28 protein-coding genes and 3 tRNA genes are annotated in these 26,372 nt (G+C 72.5%); 19 read left to right on the forward strand and 12 right to left on the reverse strand.

Features of this window, described 5'->3' with window-relative positions; all coding sequences use genetic code 11:
• Positions 1–69: 69 nt before the first annotated feature.
• The gene (locus ACGFK0_RS14030; RefSeq protein ID WP_392904392.1) at positions 70–1,068 is read right to left on the reverse strand and encodes a helix-turn-helix transcriptional regulator; all 999 of its coding nucleotides are present in this window, start codon (positions 1,066–1,068) and stop codon (positions 70–72) included.
• A gap of 146 nt (positions 1,069–1,214) precedes the next feature.
• On the opposite strand from ACGFK0_RS14030, the gene ACGFK0_RS14035 reads away from it, so the two are divergent.
• Entirely contained in the window at positions 1,215–1,619 is a 405-nt protein-coding gene (locus ACGFK0_RS14035) for a RidA family protein (RefSeq protein ID WP_392904394.1), read from the forward strand.
• Between the two features lie 10 nt (positions 1,620–1,629).
• Here ACGFK0_RS14035 and ACGFK0_RS14040 read toward each other — a convergent pair.
• The 3 genes from ACGFK0_RS14040 to ACGFK0_RS14050 all read right to left on the reverse strand — a co-directional run bounded on the left by ACGFK0_RS14040 (position 1,630) and on the right by ACGFK0_RS14050 (position 1,913).
• A tRNA-Arg gene (locus ACGFK0_RS14040) sits at positions 1,630–1,702 on the reverse strand.
• 40 nt (positions 1,703–1,742) lie between these two features.
• Positions 1,743–1,815 (reverse strand) — tRNA-Cys (locus tag ACGFK0_RS14045).
• A 25-nt stretch (positions 1,816–1,840) separates the two neighbouring features.
• Positions 1,841–1,913: transfer RNA gene (locus ACGFK0_RS14050), tRNA-Asp, on the reverse strand.
• Between the two features lie 674 nt (positions 1,914–2,587).
• On the opposite strand from ACGFK0_RS14050, the gene ACGFK0_RS14055 reads away from it, so the two are divergent.
• Positions 2,588–5,617 (forward strand): Tn3 family transposase, encoded by a 3,030-nt coding sequence (locus tag ACGFK0_RS14055; protein WP_392905115.1) that lies wholly within the window; start codon positions 2,588–2,590, stop codon positions 5,615–5,617.
• Positions 5,618–5,669: 52 nt separating this feature from the next.
• Here the strand turns inward: ACGFK0_RS14055 and ACGFK0_RS14060 are convergent, their stop codons facing one another.
• Positions 5,670–6,410, reverse strand: coding sequence for a hypothetical protein (locus ACGFK0_RS14060; RefSeq protein WP_392904396.1), 741 nt, complete (start codon positions 6,408–6,410; stop codon positions 5,670–5,672).
• Positions 6,411–6,863: 453 nt separating this feature from the next.
• Here ACGFK0_RS14060 and ACGFK0_RS14065 point away from each other — a divergent pair, with 453 nt between their 5' ends.
• Positions 6,864–7,271, forward strand: coding sequence for a hypothetical protein (locus tag ACGFK0_RS14065; RefSeq protein ID WP_392904398.1), 408 nt, complete (start codon positions 6,864–6,866; stop codon positions 7,269–7,271).
• Positions 7,272–7,366: 95 nt separating this feature from the next.
• Here the strand turns inward: ACGFK0_RS14065 and ACGFK0_RS14070 are convergent, their stop codons facing one another.
• The gene (locus ACGFK0_RS14070) at positions 7,367–8,245 is read right to left on the reverse strand and encodes a recombinase family protein (protein ID WP_392904400.1); all 879 of its coding nucleotides are present in this window, start codon (positions 8,243–8,245) and stop codon (positions 7,367–7,369) included.
• Between the two features lie 304 nt (positions 8,246–8,549).
• Between ACGFK0_RS14070 and ACGFK0_RS14075 the strand changes: the two genes are divergently transcribed.
• Both ACGFK0_RS14075 and ACGFK0_RS14080 read left to right on the forward strand, forming a co-directional pair.
• A complete protein-coding gene (locus ACGFK0_RS14075; RefSeq protein ID WP_392904402.1) occupies positions 8,550–9,464 on the forward strand; it encodes an alpha/beta hydrolase in 915 nt (304 codons plus the stop codon).
• A 158-nt stretch (positions 9,465–9,622) separates the two neighbouring features.
• Entirely contained in the window at positions 9,623–9,967 is a 345-nt protein-coding gene (locus tag ACGFK0_RS14080) for a hypothetical protein (RefSeq protein WP_392904404.1), read from the forward strand.
• A gap of 46 nt (positions 9,968–10,013) precedes the next feature.
• Here the strand turns inward: ACGFK0_RS14080 and ACGFK0_RS14085 are convergent, their stop codons facing one another.
• Positions 10,014–11,657, reverse strand: coding sequence for a DUF885 domain-containing protein (locus ACGFK0_RS14085; protein ID WP_392904407.1), 1,644 nt, complete (start codon positions 11,655–11,657; stop codon positions 10,014–10,016).
• 66 nt (positions 11,658–11,723) lie between these two features.
• Complete coding sequence (locus ACGFK0_RS14090) at positions 11,724–12,002, reverse strand: hypothetical protein (RefSeq protein ID WP_392904409.1); 279 nt, start codon at positions 12,000–12,002, stop codon at positions 11,724–11,726.
• Positions 12,003–12,766: 764 nt separating this feature from the next.
• Here ACGFK0_RS14090 and ACGFK0_RS14095 point away from each other — a divergent pair.
• The 8 genes from ACGFK0_RS14095 to ACGFK0_RS14130 all read left to right on the forward strand — a co-directional run bounded on the left by ACGFK0_RS14095 (position 12,767) and on the right by ACGFK0_RS14130 (position 20,267).
• On the forward strand, positions 12,767–13,783 hold the full coding sequence (locus tag ACGFK0_RS14095; RefSeq protein WP_392904411.1) for an AAA family ATPase: 1,017 nt from the start codon (positions 12,767–12,769) through the stop codon (positions 13,781–13,783).
• Positions 13,780–14,865 (forward strand): DUF58 domain-containing protein, encoded by a 1,086-nt coding sequence (locus ACGFK0_RS14100; protein ID WP_392904413.1) that lies wholly within the window; start codon positions 13,780–13,782, stop codon positions 14,863–14,865. Before ACGFK0_RS14095 ends, ACGFK0_RS14100 begins: the two co-directional genes overlap by 4 nt.
• A complete protein-coding gene (locus tag ACGFK0_RS14105; protein ID WP_392904415.1) occupies positions 14,862–15,809 on the forward strand; it encodes a VWA domain-containing protein in 948 nt (315 codons plus the stop codon). Before ACGFK0_RS14100 ends, ACGFK0_RS14105 begins: the two co-directional genes overlap by 4 nt.
• Before the next feature lie 50 nt (positions 15,810–15,859).
• Complete coding sequence (locus tag ACGFK0_RS14110; protein WP_392904418.1) at positions 15,860–16,474, forward strand: class I SAM-dependent methyltransferase; 615 nt, start codon at positions 15,860–15,862, stop codon at positions 16,472–16,474.
• A complete protein-coding gene (locus ACGFK0_RS14115; RefSeq protein ID WP_392904421.1) occupies positions 16,471–17,022 on the forward strand; it encodes a TrmH family RNA methyltransferase in 552 nt (183 codons plus the stop codon). The genes ACGFK0_RS14110 and ACGFK0_RS14115 overlap by 4 nt, the downstream gene beginning before the upstream one ends.
• 122 nt (positions 17,023–17,144) lie before the next feature.
• A complete protein-coding gene (locus tag ACGFK0_RS14120) occupies positions 17,145–17,483 on the forward strand; it encodes a TraR/DksA family transcriptional regulator (RefSeq protein WP_392904424.1) in 339 nt (112 codons plus the stop codon).
• Positions 17,483–18,274, forward strand: a complete 792-nt coding sequence (locus ACGFK0_RS14125; RefSeq protein WP_392904427.1) for a rod shape-determining protein — start codon at positions 17,483–17,485, stop codon at positions 18,272–18,274. The genes ACGFK0_RS14120 and ACGFK0_RS14125 overlap by 1 nt, the downstream gene beginning before the upstream one ends.
• 157 nt (positions 18,275–18,431) lie before the next feature.
• Positions 18,432–20,267 (forward strand): MFS transporter, encoded by a 1,836-nt coding sequence (locus ACGFK0_RS14130; protein WP_392904431.1) that lies wholly within the window; start codon positions 18,432–18,434, stop codon positions 20,265–20,267.
• Positions 20,268–20,305: 38 nt separating this feature from the next.
• On the opposite strand, the gene ACGFK0_RS14135 is transcribed toward ACGFK0_RS14130, so the two are convergent.
• Entirely contained in the window at positions 20,306–20,530 is a 225-nt protein-coding gene (locus ACGFK0_RS14135; RefSeq protein ID WP_392904434.1) for an EF-hand domain-containing protein, read from the reverse strand.
• A 115-nt stretch (positions 20,531–20,645) separates the two neighbouring features.
• Between ACGFK0_RS14135 and ACGFK0_RS14140 the strand changes: the two genes are divergently transcribed.
• Positions 20,646–21,452 carry a glycerophosphodiester phosphodiesterase gene (locus ACGFK0_RS14140; protein ID WP_392904437.1) on the forward strand — a complete coding sequence of 269 codons (807 nt, stop codon included), beginning with the start codon at positions 20,646–20,648 and terminating at the stop codon, positions 21,450–21,452.
• 57 nt (positions 21,453–21,509) lie between these two features.
• Here the strand turns inward: ACGFK0_RS14140 and ACGFK0_RS14145 are convergent, their stop codons facing one another.
• Positions 21,510–21,800: a type II toxin-antitoxin system Phd/YefM family antitoxin gene (locus tag ACGFK0_RS14145; RefSeq protein ID WP_392904440.1), complete on the reverse strand. Its 291-nt coding sequence runs from the start codon at positions 21,798–21,800 to the stop codon at positions 21,510–21,512.
• A gap of 89 nt (positions 21,801–21,889) precedes the next feature.
• Here ACGFK0_RS14145 and ACGFK0_RS14150 point away from each other — a divergent pair, with 89 nt between their 5' ends.
• The 3 genes from ACGFK0_RS14150 (at position 21,890) to ACGFK0_RS14160 (ending at position 23,621) form a co-directional block, all read left to right on the forward strand.
• On the forward strand, positions 21,890–22,534 hold the full coding sequence (locus ACGFK0_RS14150) for a ClpP family protease (protein ID WP_392904444.1): 645 nt from the start codon (positions 21,890–21,892) through the stop codon (positions 22,532–22,534).
• Positions 22,531–23,136: an ATP-dependent Clp protease proteolytic subunit gene (locus tag ACGFK0_RS14155; protein ID WP_392904447.1), complete on the forward strand. Its 606-nt coding sequence runs from the start codon at positions 22,531–22,533 to the stop codon at positions 23,134–23,136. Before ACGFK0_RS14150 ends, ACGFK0_RS14155 begins: the two co-directional genes overlap by 4 nt.
• 140 nt (positions 23,137–23,276) lie before the next feature.
• Positions 23,277–23,621, forward strand: coding sequence for an RNA polymerase-binding protein RbpA (locus ACGFK0_RS14160; RefSeq protein WP_392904449.1), 345 nt, complete (start codon positions 23,277–23,279; stop codon positions 23,619–23,621).
• Positions 23,622–23,698: 77 nt separating this feature from the next.
• Here the strand turns inward: ACGFK0_RS14160 and ACGFK0_RS14165 are convergent, their stop codons facing one another.
• Positions 23,699–24,403: a response regulator gene (locus ACGFK0_RS14165; protein WP_392904452.1), complete on the reverse strand. Its 705-nt coding sequence runs from the start codon at positions 24,401–24,403 to the stop codon at positions 23,699–23,701.
• Positions 24,404–24,465: 62 nt separating this feature from the next.
• Between ACGFK0_RS14165 and ACGFK0_RS14170 the strand changes: the two genes are divergently transcribed.
• On the forward strand, positions 24,466–24,993 hold the full coding sequence (locus tag ACGFK0_RS14170) for a hypothetical protein (RefSeq protein ID WP_392904454.1): 528 nt from the start codon (positions 24,466–24,468) through the stop codon (positions 24,991–24,993).
• Positions 24,990–25,787: an ABC transporter permease subunit gene (locus ACGFK0_RS14175; protein WP_392904456.1), complete on the forward strand. Its 798-nt coding sequence runs from the start codon at positions 24,990–24,992 to the stop codon at positions 25,785–25,787. The genes ACGFK0_RS14170 and ACGFK0_RS14175 overlap by 4 nt, the downstream gene beginning before the upstream one ends.
• Positions 25,788–25,844: 57 nt before the next feature.
• Here ACGFK0_RS14175 and ACGFK0_RS14180 read toward each other — a convergent pair whose 3' ends face one another.
• Positions 25,845–26,372: an FxsA family protein gene (locus ACGFK0_RS14180; RefSeq protein WP_392904458.1), complete on the reverse strand. Its 528-nt coding sequence runs from the start codon at positions 26,370–26,372 to the stop codon at positions 25,845–25,847.

Below are 26,372 nucleotides of genomic sequence, written 5' to 3' on the forward strand. Positions count from 1 at the left end.
CCCGGCTGTGACACGCGGGCCGGCGGCGGGAGGGTGAGGCGGGAGAAAGACGGCGGTACGGCGCCGCGTTCAGGCGGGCGCGCGGCCGCGGCCCGGCGGGGTTCCGCCGGGCCGCCCGGTGGCGGTGGCGGCGCGGTCGGCGAGGGCGCGCAGGTGGGCGATGAGTTCGGGCGGGCCGTGGACGTGGAAGTCGCAGCCGAGCATGAGCAGGCGGGCCGCGATCCAGTCGAGGGTGTCGGCCTCGGTGGTGAGCAGGCAGCGGCCGCCGTCCAGGGCGCGGACGCCGGCGAGGCCCGCGCCGAGGTGGGCGGCGGCGCGGTCGGCGGGCAGGTCGAGGGTGACCTCGGCGCGGTAGGTGGGGGCCATGGAGGACATGGCGTCCCTGAAGTAGGCGGCAGCGTCGCCGCCGGGGACGTCGCGGGGTTCGGCGCGCTGCCCGGTGGGGTGGGGCGCGGTGACGCGGTCGGCGCGGAAGATGCGCCAGTCGCGGCGGTCGAGGTCGTAGGCGATGAGGTACCAGCGGCGCCGGGCGGCGATGATGCGGTGCGGCTCGGTGTGGCGGCGGGTCTCGGTTCCGTCTCCGCCGGTGTGGGTGAAGCGGACGCGTTCTCCGGCGGCGGCCGCCGCGGCGAGAGCGGACAGGACGGCGGGGTCGACGCCGGGTTCGGCGGCGGTGGTGAGCGGCTCGGTGGCAGCGCCGAGGGAGGCGACGCGGTGCCGCAGCCGGGACGGCAGGATGTGCTCGAGTTTGGCCAGGGCGCGGGCGGAGGCCTCCCCGATGCCGTCGACGGGGTGGGCGGCGGCGGTGCGCAGCCCGACGGCGATCGCGACGGACTCCTCGTCGTCGAGCAGCAGCGGCGGCATCGCCGTCCCGGCGACCAGTCGGTAACCACCGCCGAGCCCGCGGGCGGCCTCGACGGGGTAGCCGAGTTCGCGGAGCCGGTCGATGTCGCGGCGGACGGTGCGTCCGCTGACGCCCAGCCGCCCGGCGAGTTCGGTGCCGGGCCAGTCGCGGGGCGTCTGCAGCAGCGACAGCAGGTTCAGCAGACGGATCGCGGGGTCGGCCATGCCGCCAGCATGCCGCACATTCAGGACGGGATCCGGCCTGAACGCCCCCCGGCGTCGGCCGCGTCCGGACGGCGCGAGGCGGGAACGGAACGATCTTGGTGGGCGGGGCGTTGCCCGGGCGGGTCATCGAAGGAGAGAGGGGACCGATGGGGACTGCGGGTGTGCGGCTGGTGCGCGACGTGGGGCTGGCCGGTGTCGACTACGCGTACGCGGCGGTCGCGGACACGCCGGTGCGGGCGGTGTGGGCGGCGGGCGCGTGCCCGCTGGACCAGGCGGGCGCGACGATCGCGCCCGGCGACCACGCCGGGCAGGCGCGGCAGGTCATGCGGAACCTGCGGGCGGCGCTGGAGGGCGCGGGCGCGTCCCTGTCGGACGTGGTGAAGACGACGGTGTACGTGGCTTCCGGCCGGCAGGCCGACCTGGTGAAGGTGTGGGAGGTGTACCGGGAGCACATGGGGGAGCACGATCCGCCGAGCACGCTGCTGGGGGTGACGGTGCTGGGGTATGACGACCAGCTCGTGGAGGTCGAGGCTGTGGCCGTCATCCCCTGACGGCCCGGCGCCTCCCCGGCAGGAATCGAACCTGCGGCTCCCGGCTTCGGAGGCCGGTGCTCTGTCCGCTGAGCTACGGGGAGCCGGGGCCCCGCCCCCAGGGTGACGCGGGGGCGGAGCCGGAGACGCCGGTGGGATTCGAACCCACGTGAGGCGGTTTTGCAGACCGCCGCCTGAACCACTCGGCTACGACGTCACGGGCCCGCGCGGTGCGGGCCGTGCGACCCCGATGGGATTCGAACCCACGGCTTCCGGCGTGACGGGCCGGTGCTCTGGCCGCTGAGCTACGAGGTCGTGAACGGGAAAGGGCCGCGTCTCCGGAGTGGGGAGGCGGCCGCCGCGCGCTGGTGGGACACGCGTGTCAGGGGGCCGGCCGCCCATGGGCCCGGGTCCGGATCCGATCGTCGCGGCGACAGGTCATGATCGGCCCCTTCCGGTCTCCTCGGGCCGGGCGTTCCGGCGTCCGCACGAATCAGACTGCCCGGCGCCGCCCGCGGTCGCAACGGGTTTTCCCGGCGGCCCGTTCCGGCGGCCCGTTCCGGCGGAGGCCCGCGGGGTACACCGCCGCCTACGCCCGCTGAGGCCCGTTCCGTCCGGGGACGGGTTCCCGCCCTTGCGGGGGCAGGACACCGGCGAGGTACCCGGCGACGGCGGCGTGCAACTCGCCGGGGCCGGATCGCCCGCCTGACCGCCCTGTCGGGCGCCGCGCCCGTCGCGGCCCGCGACGCCCTCCTGCGGCTCGCCGGTCACCTGGGCCCCACCGCGATCCGGGGGTCGACCAGCATCGGAACGAAAAGTCGCGTTAGTGGGCGTGGTGGGGTCGATGTAGCGCGGATGGTCGTTCCGATGCGTGTGAGCTGGGTGTTTGTGCTCGTCGGGCGGCTGTGGCGGGTGTAGCTCGGTAACGGTCTGATCTTTGGCGGGGTTCGGCTGCCGGGTGGGTCCTACTTTCTGGGGCCATGCCAGTTGTGTTCTTGAGTGATGAGGAAGCGGCCGCCTACGGCCGGTACACCGGGCCGCCGTCGCGGGCGGAGCTGGAGAAGCTGTTCTTCCTGGACGACGCCGACCGTGAGCTGATCGCCAAGCGGCGGGGCGAGGCGAGCCGGCTGGGGTTCGCGCTGCAGGTGACCACGGCGCGGTTCGTGGGCCGGTTCCTGCCCGATCCGCTGGACGTGCCGGCCGAGGTGCTGGACTACCTGGCGGCTCAGCTCGGCATCGCTGATGCGTCGGTGGTCAAGCGGTACACCGAGCGGCGGCAGACGCCGTTCGATCACCAGGAGGAGATCAGGAGGGCCTACGGGCTGCGGGACTTCGCCGAGGCCGAGGCCGAGTTCGCGGCGTGGGTGGACGCGCGGGCGTGGAACACCGGGGACGGCGCCAGGAGCGTCTTCACCGACGGGGTGATGTGGCTGCGGACCGGCAAGGTGCTGCTGCCGGGGGTGACGACGCTGGCGCGGCTGGTGGCGCGAGTACGTGATCAGGCGATCGAGCGGCTGCACCAGAGCTTGTATGCGGTGTTGTCGCCGCGGCAGCGGGCGGTGCTGGAGCTGCTGCTGGAGGTGCCCGAGGGCGCGCGGAGCTCGGACCTGGAGCGGTGGCGCAAGGGCCCGTCGGTGCCGTCGGGCCGGAATCTGGAGAAGGCCCTGAGCCGGGCGCAGGAGATCTTGGGGGTGGGGCTGGGCACGGTGGAGCTGCCGGCGGAAGTGCCGCAGCGGCGGCTGGTGGACCTGGCCCGGTACGGGATGGGTGCGACGGCGACCACGTTGCGGCGGCACGGGCCCTCGCGGCAGTTGGCCACGCTGCTGGCCACGGTCATCTACCTGGAGGGCAAGTCGGTCGATGACTGCCTGGACCTGCTGGATCTGCTGATGACGACCGAGCTGATCGGTAAGGCCGAGACCGCGACCAGCAAGGAACGCGCCCGCCAGCACCCGAGGCTGGCGCGGCACTCGGCGACGCTGGCGGCCGCGGTGGAGATGCTGCTGGAGGTCACCGAGTACGGCGAGGAACTGTCGCTGGAGCAGGTGTGGGAGTCGATCGACGCGGTGGTGCCGCGCCGGGATCTGCGGACGGCGGTGGCGGCGGTGACCGAGATGGTGCCGCCGCCCGAGGCCGACGACGACGGGCCGATGCGGGCGCTGCTGGCCGAGCGGATCGCCACGGTGTCGGGGTTCTTGAAGACCCTCACCACGGTGATCGAGTTCGGTGCGACCGCCGAGGCGGCCCGGGTGCTGGAGGCCACCAAGGCGTTGCCGCGGCTGCTGGATGGCCGTAAGAAGAAGGTCACCGCGGCCGACATCGATGCTGGCCTGGTGTCGGGGTCGTGGAAGCGGCTGGTGCACCGGCCCGGCGCGCACGGCAGCACGGTCGATAAGAACGCCTACACCATGTGCGTGCTGACCCAGTTCCACCGCCATCTCAAGCGCCGCGACATCTACGCGCAGGCGTCGGCGCGGTGGCGGGACCCGCGCGCCCAACTGCTGGCTGGGGACGCCTGGCGGGCTGCCAAGGGCCCGGCGCTGACCGACCTGCGGCTGCCCGACGACCCGGGCACGCTGTTGGCCGAGCACGCGATGGTGCTGCACATGGCGCTGCGGGACGTGTCGGGCCGGATCGGCGGCGAGTCGGGCCTGAGCGTCGATGACGAGGGCCGGCTGCACGTGGCCAAGCTGGTGGCGCTGCCCGACCCGGCGTCGCTGAGCGACCTGCGCAAACGGGTGGCCGGGATGCTGCCGCGGGTGGACCTGCCCGAGCTGCTGCTGGAGGTGATGGGCCGCGTGCAGGGGTTCGAGGAGGCGTTCACCTCGGTGGCCGGCAGCACCAGCAAGCTAGCCGACTTCGACATCTCGGTCGCGGCGTGCCTGATCTCCCAGGCCCTCAACATCGGGTACGCGCCGGTGACCAAGCCCGGTACCGCCGCGCTGGAGCGCGCCCGGCTGTCGCACGTGGCGCAGAACTACCTGTCGGCCGAGACGTTCTCGGCCGCCAACGCCCCGCTCATCGACGCCCAGGCCAGCATCGGCTTCGCCCGGCAGCTCGGCGGCGGGCTGGTCGCCGCGATCGACGGGATGCGGTTCGTGGTGCCGGTCCCCTCGATCTACACCCGCCCCAACCGCAAGTACTTCGGCCCCAGACGCGGCCTGACCTGGCTCAACATGATCAACGACCAGGGCGTCGGACTGGGGGCCAAGGTCGTCACCGGAACCGTCCGCGACTCCCTGCACATGATCGACGTCCTGTTCCGCCGGGACGGCGGCCGCCGCCCCGAGGTCATCGTCACCGACACCGGCTCTTACTCCGACGTCGTGTTCGGCCTGGTTCATCTGCTGGGCATGCAGTACCGGCCCGCGCTGGCCGACCTGCCCGACCAAAAGGGCTGGCGGATCCAGGACGCCGACTACGGTCCGCTGACCCGGTTCGCCCGCGGCCGCATCGACCTGGACAAAATCCGGCGGCACTGGGACGACATCCTGCGGGTGGTGGTGTCGATCTACACCGGGCAGGTCCGCGCGCACGACGTGATGAAGATGCTCCAGCGCGACGGCAACCCCACCCATCTCGGCGAGGCGATCGCGCACTACGGCCGGATCTTCAAGACCCTGCACATCCTCACCTACGCCGTCGAGGAGCCCTATCGCCGCGACATCAAAGGCGTCCGCAACCTGCAAGAATCCCGGCACGCCCTGGCCGGGAAGGTCTTCCACGGCCGCAAGGGTGAGATCTACCAGCGCTACTACAAGGGCATGGAAGACCAGCTCGGCGCGCTCGGCCTGGTCCTGAACTGCATCACGCTGTGGAACACCTTCTACATCGACCGCGCCCTGGACCATCTGCACACCGGCGGCTACCCCCTGCTGGCCGAGGACGTCGTCCGGCTCTCGCCGTTCGGCCGCAAGCACATCAACGTGATCGGCACCTACACCTACACCTTCACCGCCCCCGACCTCGACCCAAGCGGCGTCCGCGAACTGCGTGACCCCGACGCCGACGACGAATGACCCCGCGCGGCCAGCGGGGGGGACCAACGCTCCATGCCGCGCGGGTGTGGTGTCAGGGCAGTTGCGGCAATGGAATGCCCAGCCCGTCGAACAACCTGGTGAACCTTTGCCTAAGCAGCTCGCGCCCCTCCCCGACGTCCAGAGGAAAATCGCTGTATTTGATCTCTGCTATCAGCGACTTCACGTCACCTTGCGGAGTGTGAAGGGACAGCGTAATACGCATCCCATCCTTGAAGCCGTCTGCGTATACCCTCCAGCGCAACTTATCCGCTGGGTTCCTATCAGCCGCCGCAAACTCGTCGCGCCACTGCTCGCAATAGGCCCTGACCTGCTCCCAGTGCTTTTCGGTGTCAACTGCGGGCACCTTTTCTTCGCTCGGCGCGATCACAACCGGACCACGACGCCGCGCTGGCAGGGTGAGGTGAGGATGCATGGCCGCCCCACAGGAGTGGCACCGGACTTCTCTCTCGCCTAATCCCGGGGTCAAACCAGAGCACCAGCCGCACTGAAGCAGGTCGCAGCCCTTGCACCGGAAACCACCGCCGTTGTTCAGGATGTCGTCGACGGCGAGGAAGAGTTCGAGTTCGAGCGGACCGGTGATGTTGGGCATCCCGGACGAAGTATCAAACGGCTCGACGTAGAAGCCGCACCACGCACAGTGGGTAGTGGACGAGACAGGTTCGGGCAGCGGTGAGCGAGGGCCGTGCTCAATGGGTGTGCCGTCGAGTTCGCGGAAGATGTAGATAAAATCGCGGCCAACGTTGCCCTCGGGAGTCTCGACGACAACGTACACGCTGGGTTCTGTGACGGGTGTTTGGCGGAGGAAGGCCATAGCCTGGGCTAGATCCGGCCCGTTGTGAACGTGGTACGTCCTGCCTTTCACCCGTTCCGTCTTCACGAACCGGACAGCTGGCTTCTCGGATGCCTTACGCCGCCATATGCTCACCGAGCCACCGTACCGAGCAATGCCACCGCGCCGGTCCAGAACGACCTATCCCCCGCCATCGAGTGGACTGCGAACGGGCTGACCGTTCTCTGCCGCCGCACCGTGGCGACGCCATCGTTGCTGGTCTCCAACGGCCCGGTGATCTCCTTGAACGGCCCGAGAGTCACTACGCTGAGGTCGGCGGTGGCGGCGTTTGCGTCCTTGTCCTGACTGTGCCCGGTCCAGCGTCGTATCCTGTTTCCTCCGGACCGTCTGCCGTACCGTCAGGCGGCTGGTTTGGGGAATGGAGAGTTCGTCGCGATGTCGATCTTCCAGCGACTCTTCGGTTCGTCTTCCGCGGCGCAGCGCGAGCCGCTGGAAGCCACACATCCGGTGTTCCGGCTGAAGGCCGGGATGGGCAAGGAAGCGGTGACCGGGCTACTCGGCGGAGACTACCTGTCGATGACGGGCGGCCAGTTCGTTGAGTCCCGCCAGGCCAGCCCCGGCGTGGTTGACATAATTGACCCTTCCGTTCTGGAGCAGGAGTACTGGCTGTACTCCGACCAGGGGCACTACATCGAGATCGTCTTTCGATCAGGGTCGTTGGTCTCTGCAGAAGTCAAGACGAAGAACGCTGACAGGAGTGAGACCCTGCTGGCGAGGATCGACCAGGAGGGGCTGGCCGCGGCCGAACCCTACCGGGCGGCTTTGGGCGCGAACCGACTCTGAACGTCGGCCCGACGCGCAGCACGACGCGGATCTGCTCAGCCATCCAGTCTCGGGCCGACCATGACGAGGACCCCTGAACCGCAGGTCAGCGAGTGCTAGGGGCTACTCCGTTCGTGTAGCGTAGCGGTCGTTTCGTCGTGTTCGCGGAGCAACCGCAGGACGGTGGCGGGTGAGGGGTGCTGGCCCTTCTTCTTGCCCTTGGCGATGATGAGCTGGGCGGCGATGTCGCGCAGGCTGAGGTTCTGTTCGCGTAGGTGCAGGGCCATGGAGAGCATGGCGGGGTTGGTGACGCCGGCACCGCCGATGCTCTTGCCCCGGGAGCGGGCGGATTCGTGGCCTTCGAGGGTGCGGTCGCGGATGTACTCGCGTTCCATCCCAGACAGGGCGGCGAGCACGGTGAACACAACCCCGGACGGGTCGTGCGAGCCCTGCAGCTCACCGGTGAGGAACTCCAGCCCGATGCCGGACGCCTTGAGCTGCTCGGCCAGGGCGGCGAGCTCGATGCCGCGGCCGAGGCGCTTGTGCTCATGGACCACCAGGGTGACCACGACACCGGACGCCCGCAACTCCCGGGCGAGAGCGACAGCATTGTCGAGTTTGGGCCGGGCGGCAGCGCGGGTGGAGATCTTCTCGTGGAAGATCCGGGTGACACCTGCGGCCTTGAGCGAGTCGAGCTGGATGTCCAAGGACTGACGGGCGGTGGAGGCGCGGGCATAGCCGATCCGCACATGCCCGGCCGGGGCGGCGCGGGCGGCCGCGGGGCGAGGCAGCTCGACCCAAACGGATCCGGGCTTGCGCAGTGCTGGGGTGGCCACGTCGAGGACCTTGGCCAGGGAGGGCACGAGCCGGAACCGGGCGGTGTGGTACTGGACCGCCACCTTGCCCTTCCCGGTGCGACACGGCGACCCGGCCGGGGCAGCGCAGGTCGACATGGGGCAGTCGTTGGCCTCCACGCGGGTGAAGTCGTCGTTCACCCCCAGAGCGTTTCATGTGGGCGTTTCACACGCCCACACATATGCAACAACCCATGAAACATTCTTTGCCCTGCATGGCCTCCGCCGGTCGGCGCGTTTCATAGGTGACCGCCTATGAAACACCGGCGGCCTGGACGCATCGGAACGAGAAGTCACGCCAGCATCAACCCGGGGCGACCGCCTACCGCGACTTTTCGTTCCGATGCTGGTCGACCCCCGATCCTGCGGCAGGCCGACATGCCCTACCGCTGGCACCCGCCCGCGGCGGCACACAAGGGGCCGTAGGCTCAGCGGGGGAGGAACGATGGGACGCGACCCCGAATACCTGGCGTTCATGCGCAGCCGCCTCGCCGAGCCCGCCGCGCCGGGCCGCGGCGTCCAGGACGCGCGCCGCGAGCACGCCGCCGACCTCGCCAGATCCCCGCGGCCGCCGGTCCACACCGTGCAGGACCTGGTCATGGACGGGCCGGCGGGACCACTGCCCGCGCGGCTCTACCGCCCCGCCTCCACCGCCCCCGTACCGGCGCTGGTGTTCTTCCACGGCGGCGGATGGATGCTCGGCGACGTCGACTCCTACGACCCCGTCGTGCGGGCGCTCACGAACGCCAGCGGCGTCGCGTGGGTGTCGGCCGGGTACCGCCGCCCGCCCGAGGACCCGTTCCCGGCCGCGCTGGACGACGCCGTCGCCGCCACCCGCTGGGTCGCCGCCCACGCCGCCCGCCTCGGCCTGGACCCCGCCCGGATCGGCGTGGCCGGCGACAGCGCCGGCGGTCAGCTCGCCGCCGCCGCGGCCGGACGGCTGCGCGCCCCCGGCCCCGCGCGGCCCGTCCTGCAGGTCCTCGTCTACCCCGCGCTGGACCTGCGCCGCAACCCCCCGCAGCCGCCCGACCCCGACGGACTGGTCTTCCCGCCCTCGGGCGCCGACCGCGCCCTGCGCGCCTACCTGCGCGGCACCGACCCGGCCCACCCCGACGTGTCGCCGCTGCTGGACCCCGACCCCCGCGGCCTACCCGCCGCGATCATCGCGACCGCCGAACACGACCGGCTGCGCCCCCAGGCCGAACGGCACGCCGCACGGCTCACCGACGCCGGCGTCCCGGTGACCCTCATCACCGGCACGGGCCTGGACCACGGATTCCTCGGCTGGAGCGCGTTCGCCCGCCGCCCCGCCGAGGCCGTCGCCGACATCGGCGCCGCCGTCCACCGCGCCCTCCACTGACCGCGCCCTCCACCGACCCCGGTTCCGGACGGAACACAATCACCGCGACACAGACCTTAAAGACCCTTGCCTGTCCCGTTTAACCGGCTTGACGTGGGAAATCACAGAAGCACAACCCCCTAGCCCGGAAACCCACCCACGGTCAAGGAGGCCACAGCGTGCACAGGACGCACGAGATGCGGATGATCCAAACCGCACAGTCCGGACACGAGGAATGGGCCTGCACCACCTGCGGCCGCCGGATCCTGCTGCGCTGGCCCCCCCACTACGACAAGCGGATCATCGAACCCGGCGACGAAAAGGCCTGCCACGTCGGCAGCGCCACCGCCGACACACCAACGGAACCGGTCCCCCCGGCCACCACAACGGGCACCATCGCAAACGGCACCGGCCCCCACGAGGCCGCCGCCGACGAGGCGCCCGTCACCCACATCCCCAACGGGCGCCGATGGCTGCGCGAAACCGGCATGGAAACCTACACCGCCCCCGCCCGCCCAACCTGAACACCCCCCGCCCGCCAAGCCCACGCGGCCACCGGATCCCACCGGTTCAGGGACCCGCCAACTCGGCACGCAGCAGATCCAGCCCCATCGGCCCCAGATCAAGCGCCCTGCGGTGGAACTCCTTCAAATCGAACCCCGCACCGCCACGACGCCGCGCCGCCTCCCGCGCCTCCAGCCAGATCCGCTCACCCACCTTGTAGGCGATCGCCTGCCCCGGCCGCCCCAGATACCGGTCGATCTCGAACGCCGCCGGCGCACCCGCCTCCGGCCCCATATGCGCCCGCAAGAACTCCAGCCCCAGCTCCGGCGTCCACCGCTCCCCCTCATGAAACCCCGCCCCCCGCGGGATCCTCAGCTCCAAATGCAACCCGATGTCCAAGATCACCCGCGCCGCACGGAACTGCTGCCCACCCGCCAGCATCCCCAGCCGGTGCGCCGGATCCCGGTAATGCCCCAGCTCGTCCATCAACCGCTCCGCGTACAGCCCCCACCCCTCGCAATGCCCCGGATGCAGCTCCCCCGCCACACGCTGAAACCGGTTCAAACCCGGGTTCAGCGTCGTCACACCCAACTGCAGATGATGACCCGGCGCACCCTCATGGAACATCGTCGCCGGAACCGTCCACGTCACCACCTCCGCGGACCGGTCACGCACCGTCCACCACACCGTCCCCGGACGCGACAGATCCTCCGCCGGCGCCAGATAGTAGACACCCGACTCCACCGGCGGCACCCGGCACTCGATCCGCCGCAACGGCCCCGGAACGTCGAAATGCACCCCGTCCAGATCCTCGATCGCCCGGTCGGCCAGCCCCTGAATCCACCCCAGAAAAGCCTCCGCCCCCACGATCCGGTACGCCGGATCGGCGTCCAGCGCCGCCAGCACCGCCGGCACCGGCTCACCCGGCAGAATCCGCCCCGCCGCCTCCGCCATCTCCGACTCGATCCGCGCCAGCTCCTCCCACCCCCACCCGTACGTCTCCTCCAGATCCAGATCCGTCCCAAGGAAATCCCGCACACCCAGCCGATACCGGTCCGCCCCCAGCGCATCCCGCACCGGCGCCCGCCCCGCCAGCTCACCCGCCAGGAACGACGCGAACTCCTCCAGCGCCGCCGACGCCGCCGTCACCGCGGCGTCCACCACACCCCGCAGCGGCCCATCCCCGTACCGCGCCGCCAGACCCTCCAGATACGCCGGAACATCCCGGCACTCGGCGGCATTGCGGACCACCTGCCGCCGCGCCGCCGACCGCCCCGCCCGGCACGCCTCCACCAGCGTCACCCGCAACCCGCCCAACGCACCCGGCACGGCACCGACACGCCCGCAGACCGACTCCCAGTCGGTCTCCGCCCCCTGATCCAGCAACTCCACCGCCGTCCGGATCCGCTGCACCGGCCCGTCGATGGTGTCCAGCACACCATCGCGCACACCCGCCTCACCCAGCGCAACATCCACCCGCAGACGCTCCCGCAGCACCTCCGCCGCCACCCGCCCGCCGCCCCCGACCGCGATCCGGTCCAGCTCCACCAGCGACCGCCGCGCCAGATCCGCCCGCGCCGCCACCCCGTCCGGCCCGTAGTCGGTCAGCCGCCCGTCCTGCCCCGAGATCCCCATCATCGCCGCCAGACACGGATCCAGCGCAGCGAACTCGTCCACATACCGGTCGGCGAACTCATCCAGTGCCGTCATCGCCCCAGGCTACGACCGGCCACCCCAGAAGTGATCATGAGAATGTGCCAAAACGGCGCCCGCATCTCAGCGCGCCGCGGCCGCCAGCCGAACCCCCAGCGCCACCAGCACCACACCCGACCCCGCGCATCCGGCCACACAACGCAGCCGCACAAGGCGGCCGCCAACGCTCACACCTACAGCGGCGCGCCCCCACCGCCACCCGTCCCCGACGGAGACGGCGAAGGCACCGGAGATGACGGAGACGGCGAAGGCGACGTCGGCGTCCGCGACGGCGAAGGCCGCTCGAACGTCGGCGTCGGCTCCGGCGGCGGAGGAGGCGGCTCCTCCACCTCCGGCTGACACGCGAACAACACCCCCATCAGCAACGCCAGCACCAGCAAACCCGCCGCCAACGCCACCGTCGCCGCCACCAGATTCCGCCGCGGCTCACGCTCCCCCACCCCCACCCCCACCGCACCCGCACCCGCCGGCGGCCCCGGACGCTCCAACGCCGGCTCCCCCGACCCCAGCCAATACGGCTGGAACTGCGGCCCACGCCGCCGCCCACCCCACCACGACCGACCCGACCCCTGGAACACCACCGGCTCCAGAAACCGCTCCGCCCCAGCACGATCCGCCTCATACAACGTCGCCACCCACGGCGCCGGCCCATCCGGCTGCGCCGCCACCACCGGCGCCGGCCCACCAGGACCCACCGCCGGCCCGGCCCCACGCCCCGGCACCGCCGCATTGATCGCCGCACGGAACCGGCCCCGCGCCGCCGCATCCCCCGCGGCACCCCGATTCAGCACCGCCACACTCGCGCGCCGCCCCTCACCGTCCACCCCCAGGAACACGATCCCGGCAGCGGACTCCGACAAACGCGCGGACAAGCGGAACGGCCCCAGCTGAGCAGGATCACCCGGGGGCAACGGCCTCGACATGGCCGCAACACTAACAACCACGCCCTACCATCGGCTCGGACAACGACCCCCCGCACCGGACACCCCCCGCCCCCAACCGATCACCGGCGACGCGCACGTATCCCCGGCGAACGGGTACAAGTGATCGCGTAGGGTCGTAAAGGCGCCCAGCCCGGCACCCAGGCACAGTGAGGGAAACCCACAATGACCATCGCCGCCACCGACGTCGACGAGGCCGCGGCCCTCCTCCAGAACACCCTCGCCGAGGTCAAAAAAGTCATCGTCGGCCAGGACCACATGGTCGAACGAATGATCGTCGCCCTCCTCGCCCGCGGCCACTGCCTCATCGAAGGCGTCCCCGGCGTCGCCAAGACCCTCGCCGTCGGCACCCTCGCCAAAGTCGTCGGCGGCACCTTCGCCCGCCTCCAGTTCACCCCCGACCTCGTCCCCTCCGACATCGTCGGCACCCGCATCTACCACCCCTCCACCGAACAGTTCGACGTCGAACTCGGCCCCGTCTTCGTCAACTTCGTCCTCGCCGACGAGATCAACCGCGCCCCCGCCAAAGTCCAGTCCGCCCTCCTGGAGGTCATGGCCGAACACCAGGTCTCCCTCGGCGGCAACACCTACCCCCTCCCCGACCCCTTCATCGTCCTGGCCACCCAGAACCCCATCGAATCCGAAGGCGTCTACCCCCTCCCCGAAGCCCAGCGCGACCGCTTCCTCATGAAGATCGACGTCCACCACCCCGCCGCCCACGAAGAACTCCAGATCCTCCAGCGGATGAGCGTCGACCCACCCGAAGCCACCCGCATCCTCGACACCCCGCGCCTCGCCGGACTCCAGCGCGCCGCCGAAGAGGTCGCCGTCCACGAACTCATCGCCGACTACATCGTCCGGCTCGTCATGGCCACCCGCGAACCCGAGCAGTACCGCCTGCCCGACCTGCGCGGCGTCATCGACATCGGCGCAAGCCCCCGCGCCACCCTCGGCATCGCCTCCGCCGCCCGCGCCCTCGCCCTGCTGTCCGGACGCGACTACGTCCTCCCCGACGACGTCCGCGCCGTCGCCCGCGACGTCATGTCCCACCGCCTCGTCCTCACCTTCGACGCCCTCGCCGACGGCGTCGACACCGCCGACGTCATCGCCCAGATCGTCACCGCCGTCCCGCCGCCCCGCGTCGTGTGGAACCACGGAGCAGCGGCGGTGACCAGCGCATGACCCACCCATCGGACGAGCTCGGCTCGGCCCGGCGCCGGCGCAGCGGCAAACTCGCCCACCTCGCCCCCGAACGCACCCTGCGCCGCCTCCAACTCCAGGTCACCCGCCGCCTCGACGGCCTCCTCAACGGCGAACACCTCGGCCTGCTCCCCGGCCCCGGCACCGAACTCGCCGAAGCCCGCCTCTACCAGCCCGGCGAAGACGACGTCCGCCACATGGACTGGGCCGTCACCGCCCGCACCACCACACCCCACGTCCGCGACCTCATCGCCGACCACGAACTCGAAGCCTGGGCCCTCGTCGACCTCACCCCCAGCATGGACTTCGGCACCGGCACCATGATCAAACGCGACCTCGCCGTCGCCGCCCTCGCCGCCGTCGGCTTCCTCACCGTCCGCCTCGGCGACCGCGCCGGCGCCTACCTCCTGCACTCCGACGGCATGCGCCGCTGGCCCGCCCGCACCGGCAAAGCCGCCATGTACGCCCTCCTCCAAGCCGCCCTGGACGCCCAATCCGTCCACGACGGCGCCCCCCGCACCGGCAAGGCCCGCACCGGCGCCACCACCCCCCACGACCTCGCCGCCGCCATCACCTCCCTCGACCGCGGCCAGACCCGCCGCGGCCTCCGCGTCGTCATCTCCGACTTCCTCGCCCCCGACGGCGGCGACCCCACCCCCGGCCTCGACCCCGCCTCCCCTGCCGCCACCCACGGCCGGCCCGACTGGGAACGCCCCCTGCGCCGCCTCGCCGCCCGCCACCAGGTCCTCGCCATCGAGATCATCGACCCCCGCGAACTCGACCTCCCCGACATCGGCCTCGTCGAGATGACCGACCCCGAGACCGGAACCGCCCACGAGATCGTGCTGAACCGCCGCGTCCGCGAGCAGTACGCCGCCGCGGCGGCCGCCCAACGCGACCGCAACCGCGAGGCACTGCGCCGCAGCGGCGCCCACCACCTCGTCCTGCGCACCGACCGCGACTGGATCGCCGACATCGCCCGCTTCGCCCTCCGTCAACGCCGCGCAGCCGGCCGGTCCGTCGAGCGGAGCCCGTCCGTCAGCACCGCGGGAGCGCGCCCATGACCTTCCTGTCACCCGAACGCCTGTGGCTGCTCGGCCTCCTGCCGCTCCTCGCCGCCGCCTACACACTGCTGCAGCTCCGCCGCGGCACCTACGCCGTCCGCTTCACCAACCTCGCCCTGCTGTCCCAGATCGCCCCCAAACGACCCGGATGGCGCCGGCACGTCGCCGCCGTCCTGTTCCTCGTCATGATCGCCCTCATGATGGTCGGGTTCGCGCGCCCCGCCGACTCCGTCAAAGTCCCCCGCGACCGCGCCACCATCATGGTCGCCGTCGACGTCTCCCTGTCCATGATGGCCAGGGACGTCCCGCCCAGCCGCTTCGAAGCCGCCAAGGCCGCCGCCAAGACGTTCATCGGCGACCTCCCCGGACGCTTCAACGTCGGCGTCGTCGCCTTCGCCGGCAGCGCCAACCTCGTCGCCGCGCCGTCCGCCGACCGCAACGCCGCCATCGCCTCCATCGACCAGCTCGTCCTCGCCAAGCGCACCGCCATCGGCGAGGCCGTCTTCACCTCCCTGCAGGCCGTCCGGTCCTTCGACGCCGAAGCGCGCCAGGACCCCCCGCCCTCCCACATCGTCCTGCTGTCCGACGGGGACAACACCACCGGACGCACCGTCCAGGAGGCCATCGACGCCAGCCGCGTCGCCCAGATCCCCGTCTCCACCATCGCCTTCGGCACCCCCTACGGCACCGTCGACATCGAGGGCGAGACCACCAGCGTCTCCGTCAACAAGGAGACCCTGCGCGCCCTCGCCGACAGCACCGAAGGCAAGGCCTACGAGGCCGCCGACGCCGACCAGCTCCGCGACGTCTACACCAACATCGGCAGCTCCCTCGGCTTCAAGACCGAGCACCGCGACGTCGCCGCCCGCTACACCGGCATCGCACTGCTGTTCGCGCTCGGCGCCGCGGGCGCCTCCCTGGCCTGGTTCTCCCGGCTGCCCTGACGCCCCGCCGCGGCGCCGGTACCCACCGGACGCTGATACGGTCGGCCGACGTGGGGGAACACTACTTCGCCGAACGGCCCGACGCCGCCAGCCGCCGCCGTTCCGTCGACCTCGTCCTGCCCGACCTGCACCTGCGCCTCGACACCGACAGCGGCATGTTCTCCCCCGACCGCGTCGACCCCGGCACCCGCGTCCTCCTCGAAACGGCCCCCACCCCTCCGCAGGCCGGCGACCTCCTCGACCTCGGCTGCGGATACGGCCCCATCGCCCTCACCCTGGCCAAGCGTTCGCCCCAGGCGATGGTTTGGGGTGTGGACGTTAATCAACGAGCCTTGAAACTCGCAGAAGGCAATGCCAAAACCGCGGGCCTTGACAATGTAAGGTTCATCTTGGGGGACGAGGTCGACCCCGATCTCCGCTTCACCGCGATCTGGTCCAACCCCCCGATCCGCATCGGCAAGGCCGCCCTGCACGACCTCCTCCTGGCCTGGCTCCCCCGCCTCACCCCCGACGGCCACGCCCACCTCGTCGTCCAGAAGCACCTCGGCTCCGACTCCCTCCAGCGGTGGCTCGACGGCCAGGGCTTCCCCACCGAACGGATCGCCTCCCGGTCCGCCTACCGCGTCCTGCGCGTCGCACCCCGAGCAGAAGGCCCCACCCCATGACCACCCCCGGCCCCGCGCAGGAGCGCAGGCAGCTGCGCCCCACCGACGTCAAACGCCTCAACCGCGACTGGCGGCGCCGCACCGGCGCCCGCCTCGGCCTCCTGGTCGAATCGGTCACACAGCCTTTCAACGTCGGCTCCATCGTCCGCAGCGCCGCCGTGTTCGGCGTCGACCACCTCTGGCTCGCCGGCAACACCACACCCCCCACCCACCGCAACGCCGCCAAAACCGCCCTCGGCACCGACCGCCTCGTCACCTGGGAACACGCGGGCACCCCCGCCGAAGCCGCCGCCGCCGTCCACAAAGAAGGCCTGCGCCTCATCGCCGTCGAACTCACCACCGACGCCGTCCCCCTGCACGAAGCGCCCCTCGACGGCGACGTCTGCCTCGCCGTCGGCGGCGAGGACCACGGCTGCTCCCCCGCCCTCCTCGCCGCCGCCGACACCGTCACCTACATCCCCCAGATCGGACGCGTCGGCTCGCTCAACGTCGCCGTCGCCACCGCCATCGCCCTCGCCGAGGCCCGCCGCCGCGAATGGAGCGGCTGACCCCGGCTGCACGGCGCCCCGACCGAAGATGGGTGTCACACCCGATGGACGACCGCTCCCCCGCCGTCCATGGTGGAGGTCGGCCGGCCCGTGACCCTGGCGCCGAAGGGAGCCCGAGAGACATGACGGTGAACATCGCGGTCCACGGCACGTCCGGCGGCTACCCGCCGGACGGCGCGCAGACCCGCCAGGCCCGGGAGCTGCTCCAGCGGGAGCGCCAGACCCGGATCGCCCAGCTCGCCGTCCTGGAGCACGAGGAGGACGGCGCCCCCGACGAGGCGTCCTTCGCCCGCCGCGAGAGCCTGCAGGGCACGCTGGAGGAGATCGACGCCGCCCTCACCCGCCTCGACGACGGCACCTACGGCCTCTGCGAAGACTGCCGCGAACCCGTCCCCGCGGGCCGCCTGGAGATTCTCCCCTACGCGCGCCGCTGCGTGCGGTGCCAGCAACGACGGCGCTGATGCCCACCCTGACGCCGCCCGGCCCGCACGCGGCCATCGACCTCGGCAGCAGCCGCATCCGGGCGACGCTGCCCGCCCGCGACGTGCTCGTCGACCGCCCCTCGGCGGTCGGCGGGCCCGCCCCCACCGGCCGGACCGGCCGTACCTTCCGGGCCCGCCCCATCGAGCACGGCATGGTGACCGACGCCTGCGCCTGCACCCGGCTGACCCGCCTCACCCTCCTGGAAGCCGACCCCGAACGCGAACTCCGCGAAATCCTGCTCGCCGTGCCGGCAGCCGCCAGCGGCGCCCAGCTCGACCGCGCGGCCGCCGCCGTCCGCGCCGCCGCAGGCCGCCCCGTCCGCACCATGGAGGCACCGCTCGCCGCCGCGATCGGCGCCGGCATCGACCCCGGCGACCCCCGGCCCCGCCTCATCCTCGACATCGGCGCGGGCATCGTCGAGGCCGCCGTCATCATGCGGGGCCGCGTCCACGCCGCCCGGTCCATCCAGTACCTGCCCGAACACCGGGCGGGCCACAGCCTGCCCCGTATCCCCGAGCACGTGCGGGGACAGATCGCGACCGGGATCCGGCACATGCTCACCGACCTGCCGGTCCCGCTGCGCCGCACCGCCCGCAGCGGCGGGCTCTTGCTGACCGGCGGCGGCGCCCGCCTGCCGTCCCTGCCGGGCCGGCTCACCGCCGAGATGGGCCTCACCATCGCCATCGCCCGCGACCCCGCCCGCGCCACCATCCGCGGCCTCGCCCGCACCTGCCGGTCCCCCGAGACCTGGCGCCTCACCCGCACCTGACCGCGCATCCGGCGCCCGCGAGGCGCTACCATCGGCCCGTGCAGTTCCTCATATTTGCGTAGGACGTCCCGCGCCGCCGGGAAGGCGACGGCGGCATCCGGCGTCCCCGCAAACCGCCCCGGCCCGGACCGGGGCCTTTCTGAGGAACACCCCTCCTGTGACTGCGTCGTACGCGGCCGTCCTGCGCACACCGCACGCCCTCCGCACCTTCGGCCTGGCCCTGCTGGGACGCCTGTCCTACGGGACGGTCTTCCTGTCCCTGACGCTGGCGTTCACCTCCTCCACGGGCTCCTACGCCAAGGCGGGCGGGCTTCTGGCCCTGCTCGGCCTCACGGTCTCCGCCCTGACGCCCGTGCGCGCCGCCCTCATCGACCGGCACGGCCCGCGCCGCGCCCTGCCCCCGATGGCCGCGGGCTACACCGTCGCCCTCACCGCCCTGGCCGCCCTCACCTGGCGGCCCGGGACCCCCGTCCCGCTCCTGGCGGCCCTGACCATCGCCGCCGGCATCACCGCTCCCCCGGTCGGCGTGGTCATGCGGACGCTGTGGAGCGGCCTCCTCAAGGACGGACCGCTCCTGCGGCGCGCCTACAGCCTCGACACCGTCGCCGAGGAACTCGTGTTCGTCGCCGGACCGCTCCTGGCGGGGCTGCTGGCCGTGATCGCCTCACCGTCCCTCGGAATCGCCCTCAGCGCCGCCCTGGTCGCCGCCGGCACCGTCGGCCTGAGCACCTCCCCTGCGGCACGCCCGCGGCCGCGCGGGCGCCACCGGGGCCCCCGCATGCCCGCGATCCCGGCCGCCCCGGCCATCGCCGCCGCGGCCACCGGCGTCGTCCTGGGATCGACCGCCCTGCTGGCCGTGGCGTTCAGCCACCGCCACCACCAGCCCGCCGCGGCCGCCTGGGTGGAGGCCGCTCTCGCGGTCGGCAGCACCCTCGGCGGCCTCGTCTACGGCGCGGCCGCAAGGACCCCATCCGGACGCGGCCGCCTCGCCGCGCTCCTGCTCCCGCTCGGCATTACGCCGGCCGCCGCGGGCCTCGCGCCGAGCCTCACCGTCCTGGCCCTGCTGACGTGCGCCGCCGGGCTCTTCGTCGGCCCCACCCTCACCGCCGCCTACCTGCTCGCCGACGCGTCCGCGCCGCCGGACGCGCGCACCCGGACGGCGGCCTGGGTGAACACCGCCCTGAACCTCGGCGCGGCCGGCGGCACGGCGGCGACCGGCATGCTCCTCGACGTGCTGCCGCTGCCGGCCTGCTACGCCCTCGCCGCCGCACCGGCCGCCCTCGGCGCCTTCTCCCTGCTCGCCTTGCGGAAACGGCAACACGGTTCGCCGGACGAGACGGTGACGGCGCATCATCGGACCATGGACCACACCACCGGCGAAGAATTCTGGGACGCCCGCTACGCCGAGCACGACCACCTGTGGAGCGGGGAACCCAACACCGTCCTCGTCGAGGAGGTCACCGGGCTGGAACCCGGCACCGCCCTCGACCTGGGATGCGGCGAAGGCGCCGACGCCATCTGGCTCGCGAAGCGGGGCTGGCGCGTCACCGCCGCCGACATCTCCCGCGTCGCGCTCGAACGCGCCGCCCGCCACGCCGAGGCGGCCGGCGTCGCCGACCGCGTCGACTGGCGCCGCCACGACCTCGGCTCGTCGTTCCCCGAGGGCACCTACGACCTGGTCTCCGCCCATTTCCTGCACTCCCCCGAGGAGGGCATGCCCCGCGAGGAGATCCTGCGCGCCGCCGCCGCGGCCGTCGCACCCGGCGGAACCCTGCTCATCGCCGGGCACGCCGGCCCGCCGCCCTGGGACCCCGACGCCCACCCCGGCGTGCACCTGCCCACCGCCGACGAGGTCCTGAAGTCCCTGGACCTCCCGGACGGAGAATGGGACGTGCTGCGCAGCGGCGATCACGAACGCGTCCAGACCGCCCCCGACGGACGCGTCATGACGCGCACCGACAACGCCCTCAATCTCCGGCGCCGCGCGGACTGAGCCACCCCCCGACCGGTTCGGGCGGCCCGTCCGGCCGGTCAGTCCGGGCGGGCGGTCCGCTCCATCAGGGCGGTGAACTCCTCCAGGGAGATCTTCCCGTCCCGGTTCGCGTCGGCGGCCACGACGACCTCCACCGCGCGGGCTCCGGTGACATCCTCGCCGAGCGCTCTCATCAGGTTCTTCAGCTCGTCCGCCGAGATGTACCCGTCGCCGTCGACGTCCACGAGCTCGAACGTCGCCCGGTAGTCGTTCACATCCGCCATGCGCGTGCTCCTTCGCTGATCGCCTGCCGTGGTGACGCTAGCACCGGGTGCCCCGGCCCCCGGCCTTTACGCAGTGAGGTCCAGTCCGGGCGGCCGGTCGGCCATAATCGGACGAGTGCGCCGCTCGTATGAGTTCCTCGACCACCCCGGGCCGATCCCCTTCGCCCACCGGGGCGGCGCGGACGGCCTCCCCGAGAACTCCCTGGCCGCATTCCAGCGCGCCGTCGACCTCGGCTACCGCTACCTGGAGACCGACGCCCACGCCACCGCCGACGGCGTCGTCGTCGCCTTCCACGACCGCACCCTGGACCGCGTGACCGACCGCACGGGCACCATCGCGCGCCTCCCCTACGCCGAGGTCGCCAAGGCCCGCATCGGCGGCGCCGAGCCCATCCCCCGCCTGGAGGAGATCCTCGGCTCCTTCCCCCAGGCCCGCGTCAACATCGACCTGAAGGACGCCCCCGTCATCGGCCCCCTGGCCGCGGCGCTGCACCGTGCGAACGCCTGGCACCGGGTGTGCATCACGTCCTTCTCCACCCGCCGGCTGGCGCAGATGCGCGCCCGCCTCCCCCTGTTCACCGACCGCGACGTGTGCACCGCCCTCGACCCGCGCGGCGTGATGGCCCTGCGCGCCAAGTCCTACGGGGGCCCGGCCGCCAAGCTCATACGCCTCGCCGCCACGGGCGTCGCGTGCGCGCAGGTCCCCTACGGCCTCGGGCCCGTCCCGTTCGTCACCGAGTCGTTCATCGCCCGCGCCCACGAACTGGGCCTGCGGGTCCACGCCTGGACGGTCAACGACCCCGCCGCCATGGAACACCTCCTGGACCTCGGCGTCGACGGAATCATGACCGACGAGATCGTCGAGCTGCGCCGCATCATGAAGTCGCGCAACCTCTGGCCGGGCCCCGCACCCGCCGGCTGACGCGCCCGCACATCGCGGACGGATCCTCCCGCGACGGCACGCCGGGCGCTCACCAGGTCAGCGGCCGAAGCCGGGGCGCTGCCGGCCAGGAGGGCGGTACTGCGCCGCGATCGGGAAGGGAGTCTCCTCCGGGATGGCTCGCGAGGCCTCTTCCGCAGCGGAGAGCCCGGCATGGGTCAGGTCGAGCCGTGCGGCCCTGACCTGCCGCAGCAACTCCAGGTCTTCGGCCGAGACGAGTCCGGCCACGGTCTTGCCGTGACGGGTGAGCACGATCTCCTCACCGCCATAGATGACCCGGTTGAGCAGCTCCGCGAAGATCTTCCGGGCCTTCGTGACCGCGATTTCCACGTCTTTCATCCTATAGCGAACGCGTCTTGTCCAACTCGCCAGGCAGAACATTAAAATGTACATTCTATACATCCGATCTAGGAGGGCACATGCGGGAGAACTCGGCGCCGGACCGGGCCGATGCGCGACCGGAGACGTACGCGGGGAGGTCCCGCGCGAGTGTCGCGGAGCTGCCCCAGCTGGCGGACGCGCAGCTGTTCGAGCGGCTGCTGGCGCAGCGGATCGTGTTCCTCGGCACCGAGATCGACGACAAGCTCGCCAACCGGGTCAACGCCCAGCTGCTGCTGCTCGCCGCGCAGGACGCGCGGCGCGACATCACGATCTACATCAACTCCCCCGGCGGGGTCGTGGACGCCGGGATGGCGATCTACGACATGATGCGGTTCGTCCCGAACGACATCTCCACGGTCGCGATGGGCATGGCGGCCTCCATGGGTCAGACGCTGCTGTGCGCCGGGACCGCGGGCAAGCGGTACGCGCTGCGGCACTCGCGGGTGATGATGCACCAGCCGCACGGCGGGATCGGCGGCACCGCGTCCGACATCAAGATCCAGGCGGAGCAGTCGCTGTACCTCAAGCGGACCCTGGCGGAGCTGACGGCGTTCCACACCGGCCAGACGCTGGAGCAGATCGAGGCCGACGGGGACCGCGACGCGTGGTTCACCGCGGAGGAGGCCCGCGACTATGGTTTCGTCGACCATGTCATCGACAGCACCGACCGGGTGGGCACATGACACGTGCGGAAAGGCGCTACCTCGTCCCCGAGTTCGAGGAGCAGACGAACTTCGGGCGCAAGGACACCAATCCCTACAACAAGCTGTTCGAGGACCGCATCGTCTTCCTCGGCGCCCCCGTGGACGACATCAGCGCCAATGACGTCACGGCGCAGCTGCTGGCGCTGGAGGGCATGGACGCCGACCGCCCCATCGCCCTGTACATCAACTCGCCGGGCGGGTCGCTGACGGCGATGCTGGCGATCTGCGACACGATGCGCTACGTCGCGCCGCCGATCGAGACGACGTGCGTGGGGCAGGCCGGGTCGGCGGCGGCGATCCTGCTGGCCGCCGGCTCGCCGGGCCGGCGGGCGGCGCTGACCGGCGCGCGGATCCTGCTGCACGAGCCCGCCGTCGAGGTGTCGCGGGGCTACACCACCGACCTGGACATCCAGGCCCGCGAGGTGCTGAGGCTGCGGGCGCAGACCGAGGCGATCCTGGCGGAGGCGACCGGGCGGGAACCGGAGACCGTGCGCCGCGACCTGGACCGCGCGCGCTTCTTCAGCGCCGCCGAGGCCAGGGACTACGGGTTGATCGACGAGGTGCTCACGTCCCGTAACTAGCGTCTGAGCGGGACGTTCCTCACCGGCGGCCCGGTGCGGCCGGAAACAGCAGGGTTGGATCACGCTGGGTGCGGGAATCTTGTCACGGTATTCAGCGTTGGTCAGGGCAAGACCGCAAGCCGTCTGGGAGGCACGTGACGATGGCCGAGCGCGCACTTCGCGGTACTCGACTCGGAGCGACGAGCTACGAGAACGATCGCAACACCGATCTCGCCCCTCGGCAAGAGGTGGACTACACCTGCACCAAGGGCCACCGGTTCACCGTGACGCTCGCAGCCGAGGCCGAGGTGCCGATGACCTGGGAATGCCGCAGCTGCGGCGCCACGGCCCTGCGGGTCGACGGGGAACTGCCCCAAACGAAGAAGGGCAAGCCGCCGCGGACCCACTGGGACATGCTCATGGAACGCAGAACCGTCGAGGACCTGGAGGAGGTTCTGGCGGAGCGGCTGGAGATCCTGCGGGCGGGGCGCAGGAAGTCGGCGTGAGCATCTGATTCTTCGAGTGGAACGGGCCCGCACCGGTCGCCGGTGCGGGCCCGTCCCATGTCCGAATGCCGGAATCCTCAGCGGCCCGTCCGGGGCAGGACGAGGCCGCTCTCGTAGGCGGTGACGACGGCCTGGACGCGGTCGCGGAGCCCCAGCTTGCGCAGGATGCGGCTGACGTGGGTCTTGACCGTCTCCTCCCCCACGACGAGGCGCGCGGCGATCTCGCCGTTGGTGAGACCCTCGGCGACCAGGCGCAGCACGTCGGTCTCCCGGGGCGTCAGGGCGTCCAGGGCGTGCCGCGTCCCGGACGGGGGGCGGGGCCGCAGGCGGGCGAACTCGCCGATGAGGCGGCGGGTGACGGCCGGCGCGAGCAGCGCCTCGCCGGAGGCGACGACCCGGACGGCGTCGAACAGCCGCTCGGCGGTGACGTCCTTGAGCAGGAACCCGCTGGCGCCGGCGACGAGCGCGTCGTAGACGTGCTCGTCGAGGTCGAACGTGGTGAGGATCAGCACGCGGGGGGCGCCGGGGTCGGCGGTGATGCGGCGGGTGGCCTCGATGCCGTCCATGACGGGCATCCGCACGTCCATCAGCACGACGTCGGGCCGGTGCTCGCGGCAGACGCGGACCGCGGCGGCGCCGTCGGCGGCGGTGGCGACGACGTCCAGGTCGGGCTGGGTGCCCAGCAGGGCGCCGAATCCGGCCCGGGCGACCTCCTGGTCGTCGGCCACGGCCACGCGCACGGTCCCGGCGCCCTCATCGGTCCCGGCGTCTCCGCCGGTCATGGCGTCTCCGCCGCGGGGAGCGCCGCCTCGACCAGGAACCCGCCGGCCGGGCCGGGGCCGGCGTGCAGGTCGCCGCCGACGGCGGCGGCGCGTTCGCGCATGCCGAGGACGCCGTGCCCGGCGGGGACGGCGCCGGGCACGGGCCCGGGCCCGTTGTCGCGGACGCGGCGGGCCTGGCCGCCGCGTTCGGAGCGGTGCTGCTGGCCGGACCGGTGCTGCGTTCGAACGGGCTGGCGCCGCCGCCGCTGGGGGACGCGACCGTGCTGCGGGCGGTCGTCGGGACGGGGGCCCTGCTCGGCGTGATCGCCGTGTTCGCCCTGGCGGTCGCGGTGATCGTGCGGCGCAGCGCACCGGCGATCACGGTGGTGCTGCTGCTGCTGCTCGTCCCGCAGATCGTGGCGACCGGGCTGCCGCTGTCGGCGGCGCGGTGGCTGGAACGGCTGACCCCGGCGGCGGGGTTCGCGATCCAGCAGACGGTGACGCAGTACGACCGGGCGATCGGACCGTGGGCCGGTTTCGGGGTGCTGTGCGCCTACACGGCGGTGGCGCTGGCGGCCGCGGCGTGGCTGGTCAGGCGGCGGGACGCGTGACGGCGACGGCCCGCGCGGTGCACGCGGAGTGGACGAAGCTGCGGACACTGCCGAGCACGATGTGGCTGCTGCCGGCCCTGGCGGGGATCATCGTGGCGGTCGGCGCGGCCGTGACCGGCGCGGTGGACACCTCCCACTGCCCGACCCCCGCCGGATGCCGGGAGGACCTGCCCAGGCTGTCGCTGTCGGGCGTCCAGCTCGGGCAGGTCGCCGCGGTCGTGCTGGGGGTCCTGGCCGTCGGCGGCGAGTACGCCAACGGGACGATCGCCGCGACGCTGGCGGCGGTCCCGCGCCGCGGCACGGTCCTGGCCGCGAAGGCCGCGGTCGTCGCGGCCGCCGTCGCGGGCGCGGGGACGGCGGGGGTGCTGGCGTCGCTGGCGGCGGGGCGGGGCATCCTGCCCGGCAACGGGTTCACCGCCGCCGCCGGCTACCCGCCGCTGTCGCTGACGGACGGGCCCACCGTCCGGGCCGCGGCCGGGACCGTCCTGTATCTGGTGCTGGTGGCACTGCTGGCGCTCGGGGTGGGCACGGCGGTGCGGGAGCAGGCGGCGGCGATCACGGCCGTGCTGGCGCTGCTGTGGATCGTCCCGGTCATCACGCGGCTCGTCGGGGACGCGCAGTGGCAGGAGCGCCTGGAGAAGCTCGCGCCGATGTCGGCGGGCCTGGCCGTCCAGTGGACCCGCGACCTGGACCGGCTGCCGATCGGGCCGTGGGCGGGGATGGGGGTCCTGGCCGGGTACGCGGCGGCGGCGCTGCTGGCGGGCGGTGCCCTGCTCGCCGGGCGCGACGCCTGAGAGGCCCGGCGGGACGCCTACGGGGCCGGGGAGGCGCCTGCGAGGCCGGGGGCCGCGTCAGGTCTTGGACGGGGTGTCATCGTCGTGGACGACCTCGCCGCGGACCACGGGCCCGGGCGGGGTCTCCACCCGTTCGGGTCCCGGTCCCCGTCCGAAGGGATCGAACCCGGCGCCTCCGAGGCCGGGCGGCGGGAACATCGCGGCGCGCGCCTCGGCCGCCCGCATCCGCCGCGCCGCGAACGCCGACATCGCCCGCTTGAGCGGCGGCCGCGTGAACGGCAGGACCAGCGCGGCGCCGAGCACGTCGGTGACGAGGCCGGGCAGCAGGATCAGCACCCCGCCGGCCATGACCAGCACCGCGTCGCCGAGTTCGCGGTCCTGCAGGACGCCGCTGCGGACGGTGTCGTACAGCGCGCCCCAGGCGCGCCGGCCCTCCCGCCGGATGATCCACGCGCCGAGGACGACCTCGGCGGCCAGCAGCCCGGCCAGCGGCCAGGCACCGATCACCTGGCCGACCTGGATCAGGACGTAGATCTCCAGGACCGGCACCAGCAGGAACGCCAGGACGATCAGCAGCGGCAGCAT

The organism is Spirillospora sp. NPDC048823, from assembly GCF_043198445.1.
Lineage (GTDB): Bacteria > Actinomycetota > Actinomycetes > Streptosporangiales > Streptosporangiaceae > Spirillospora.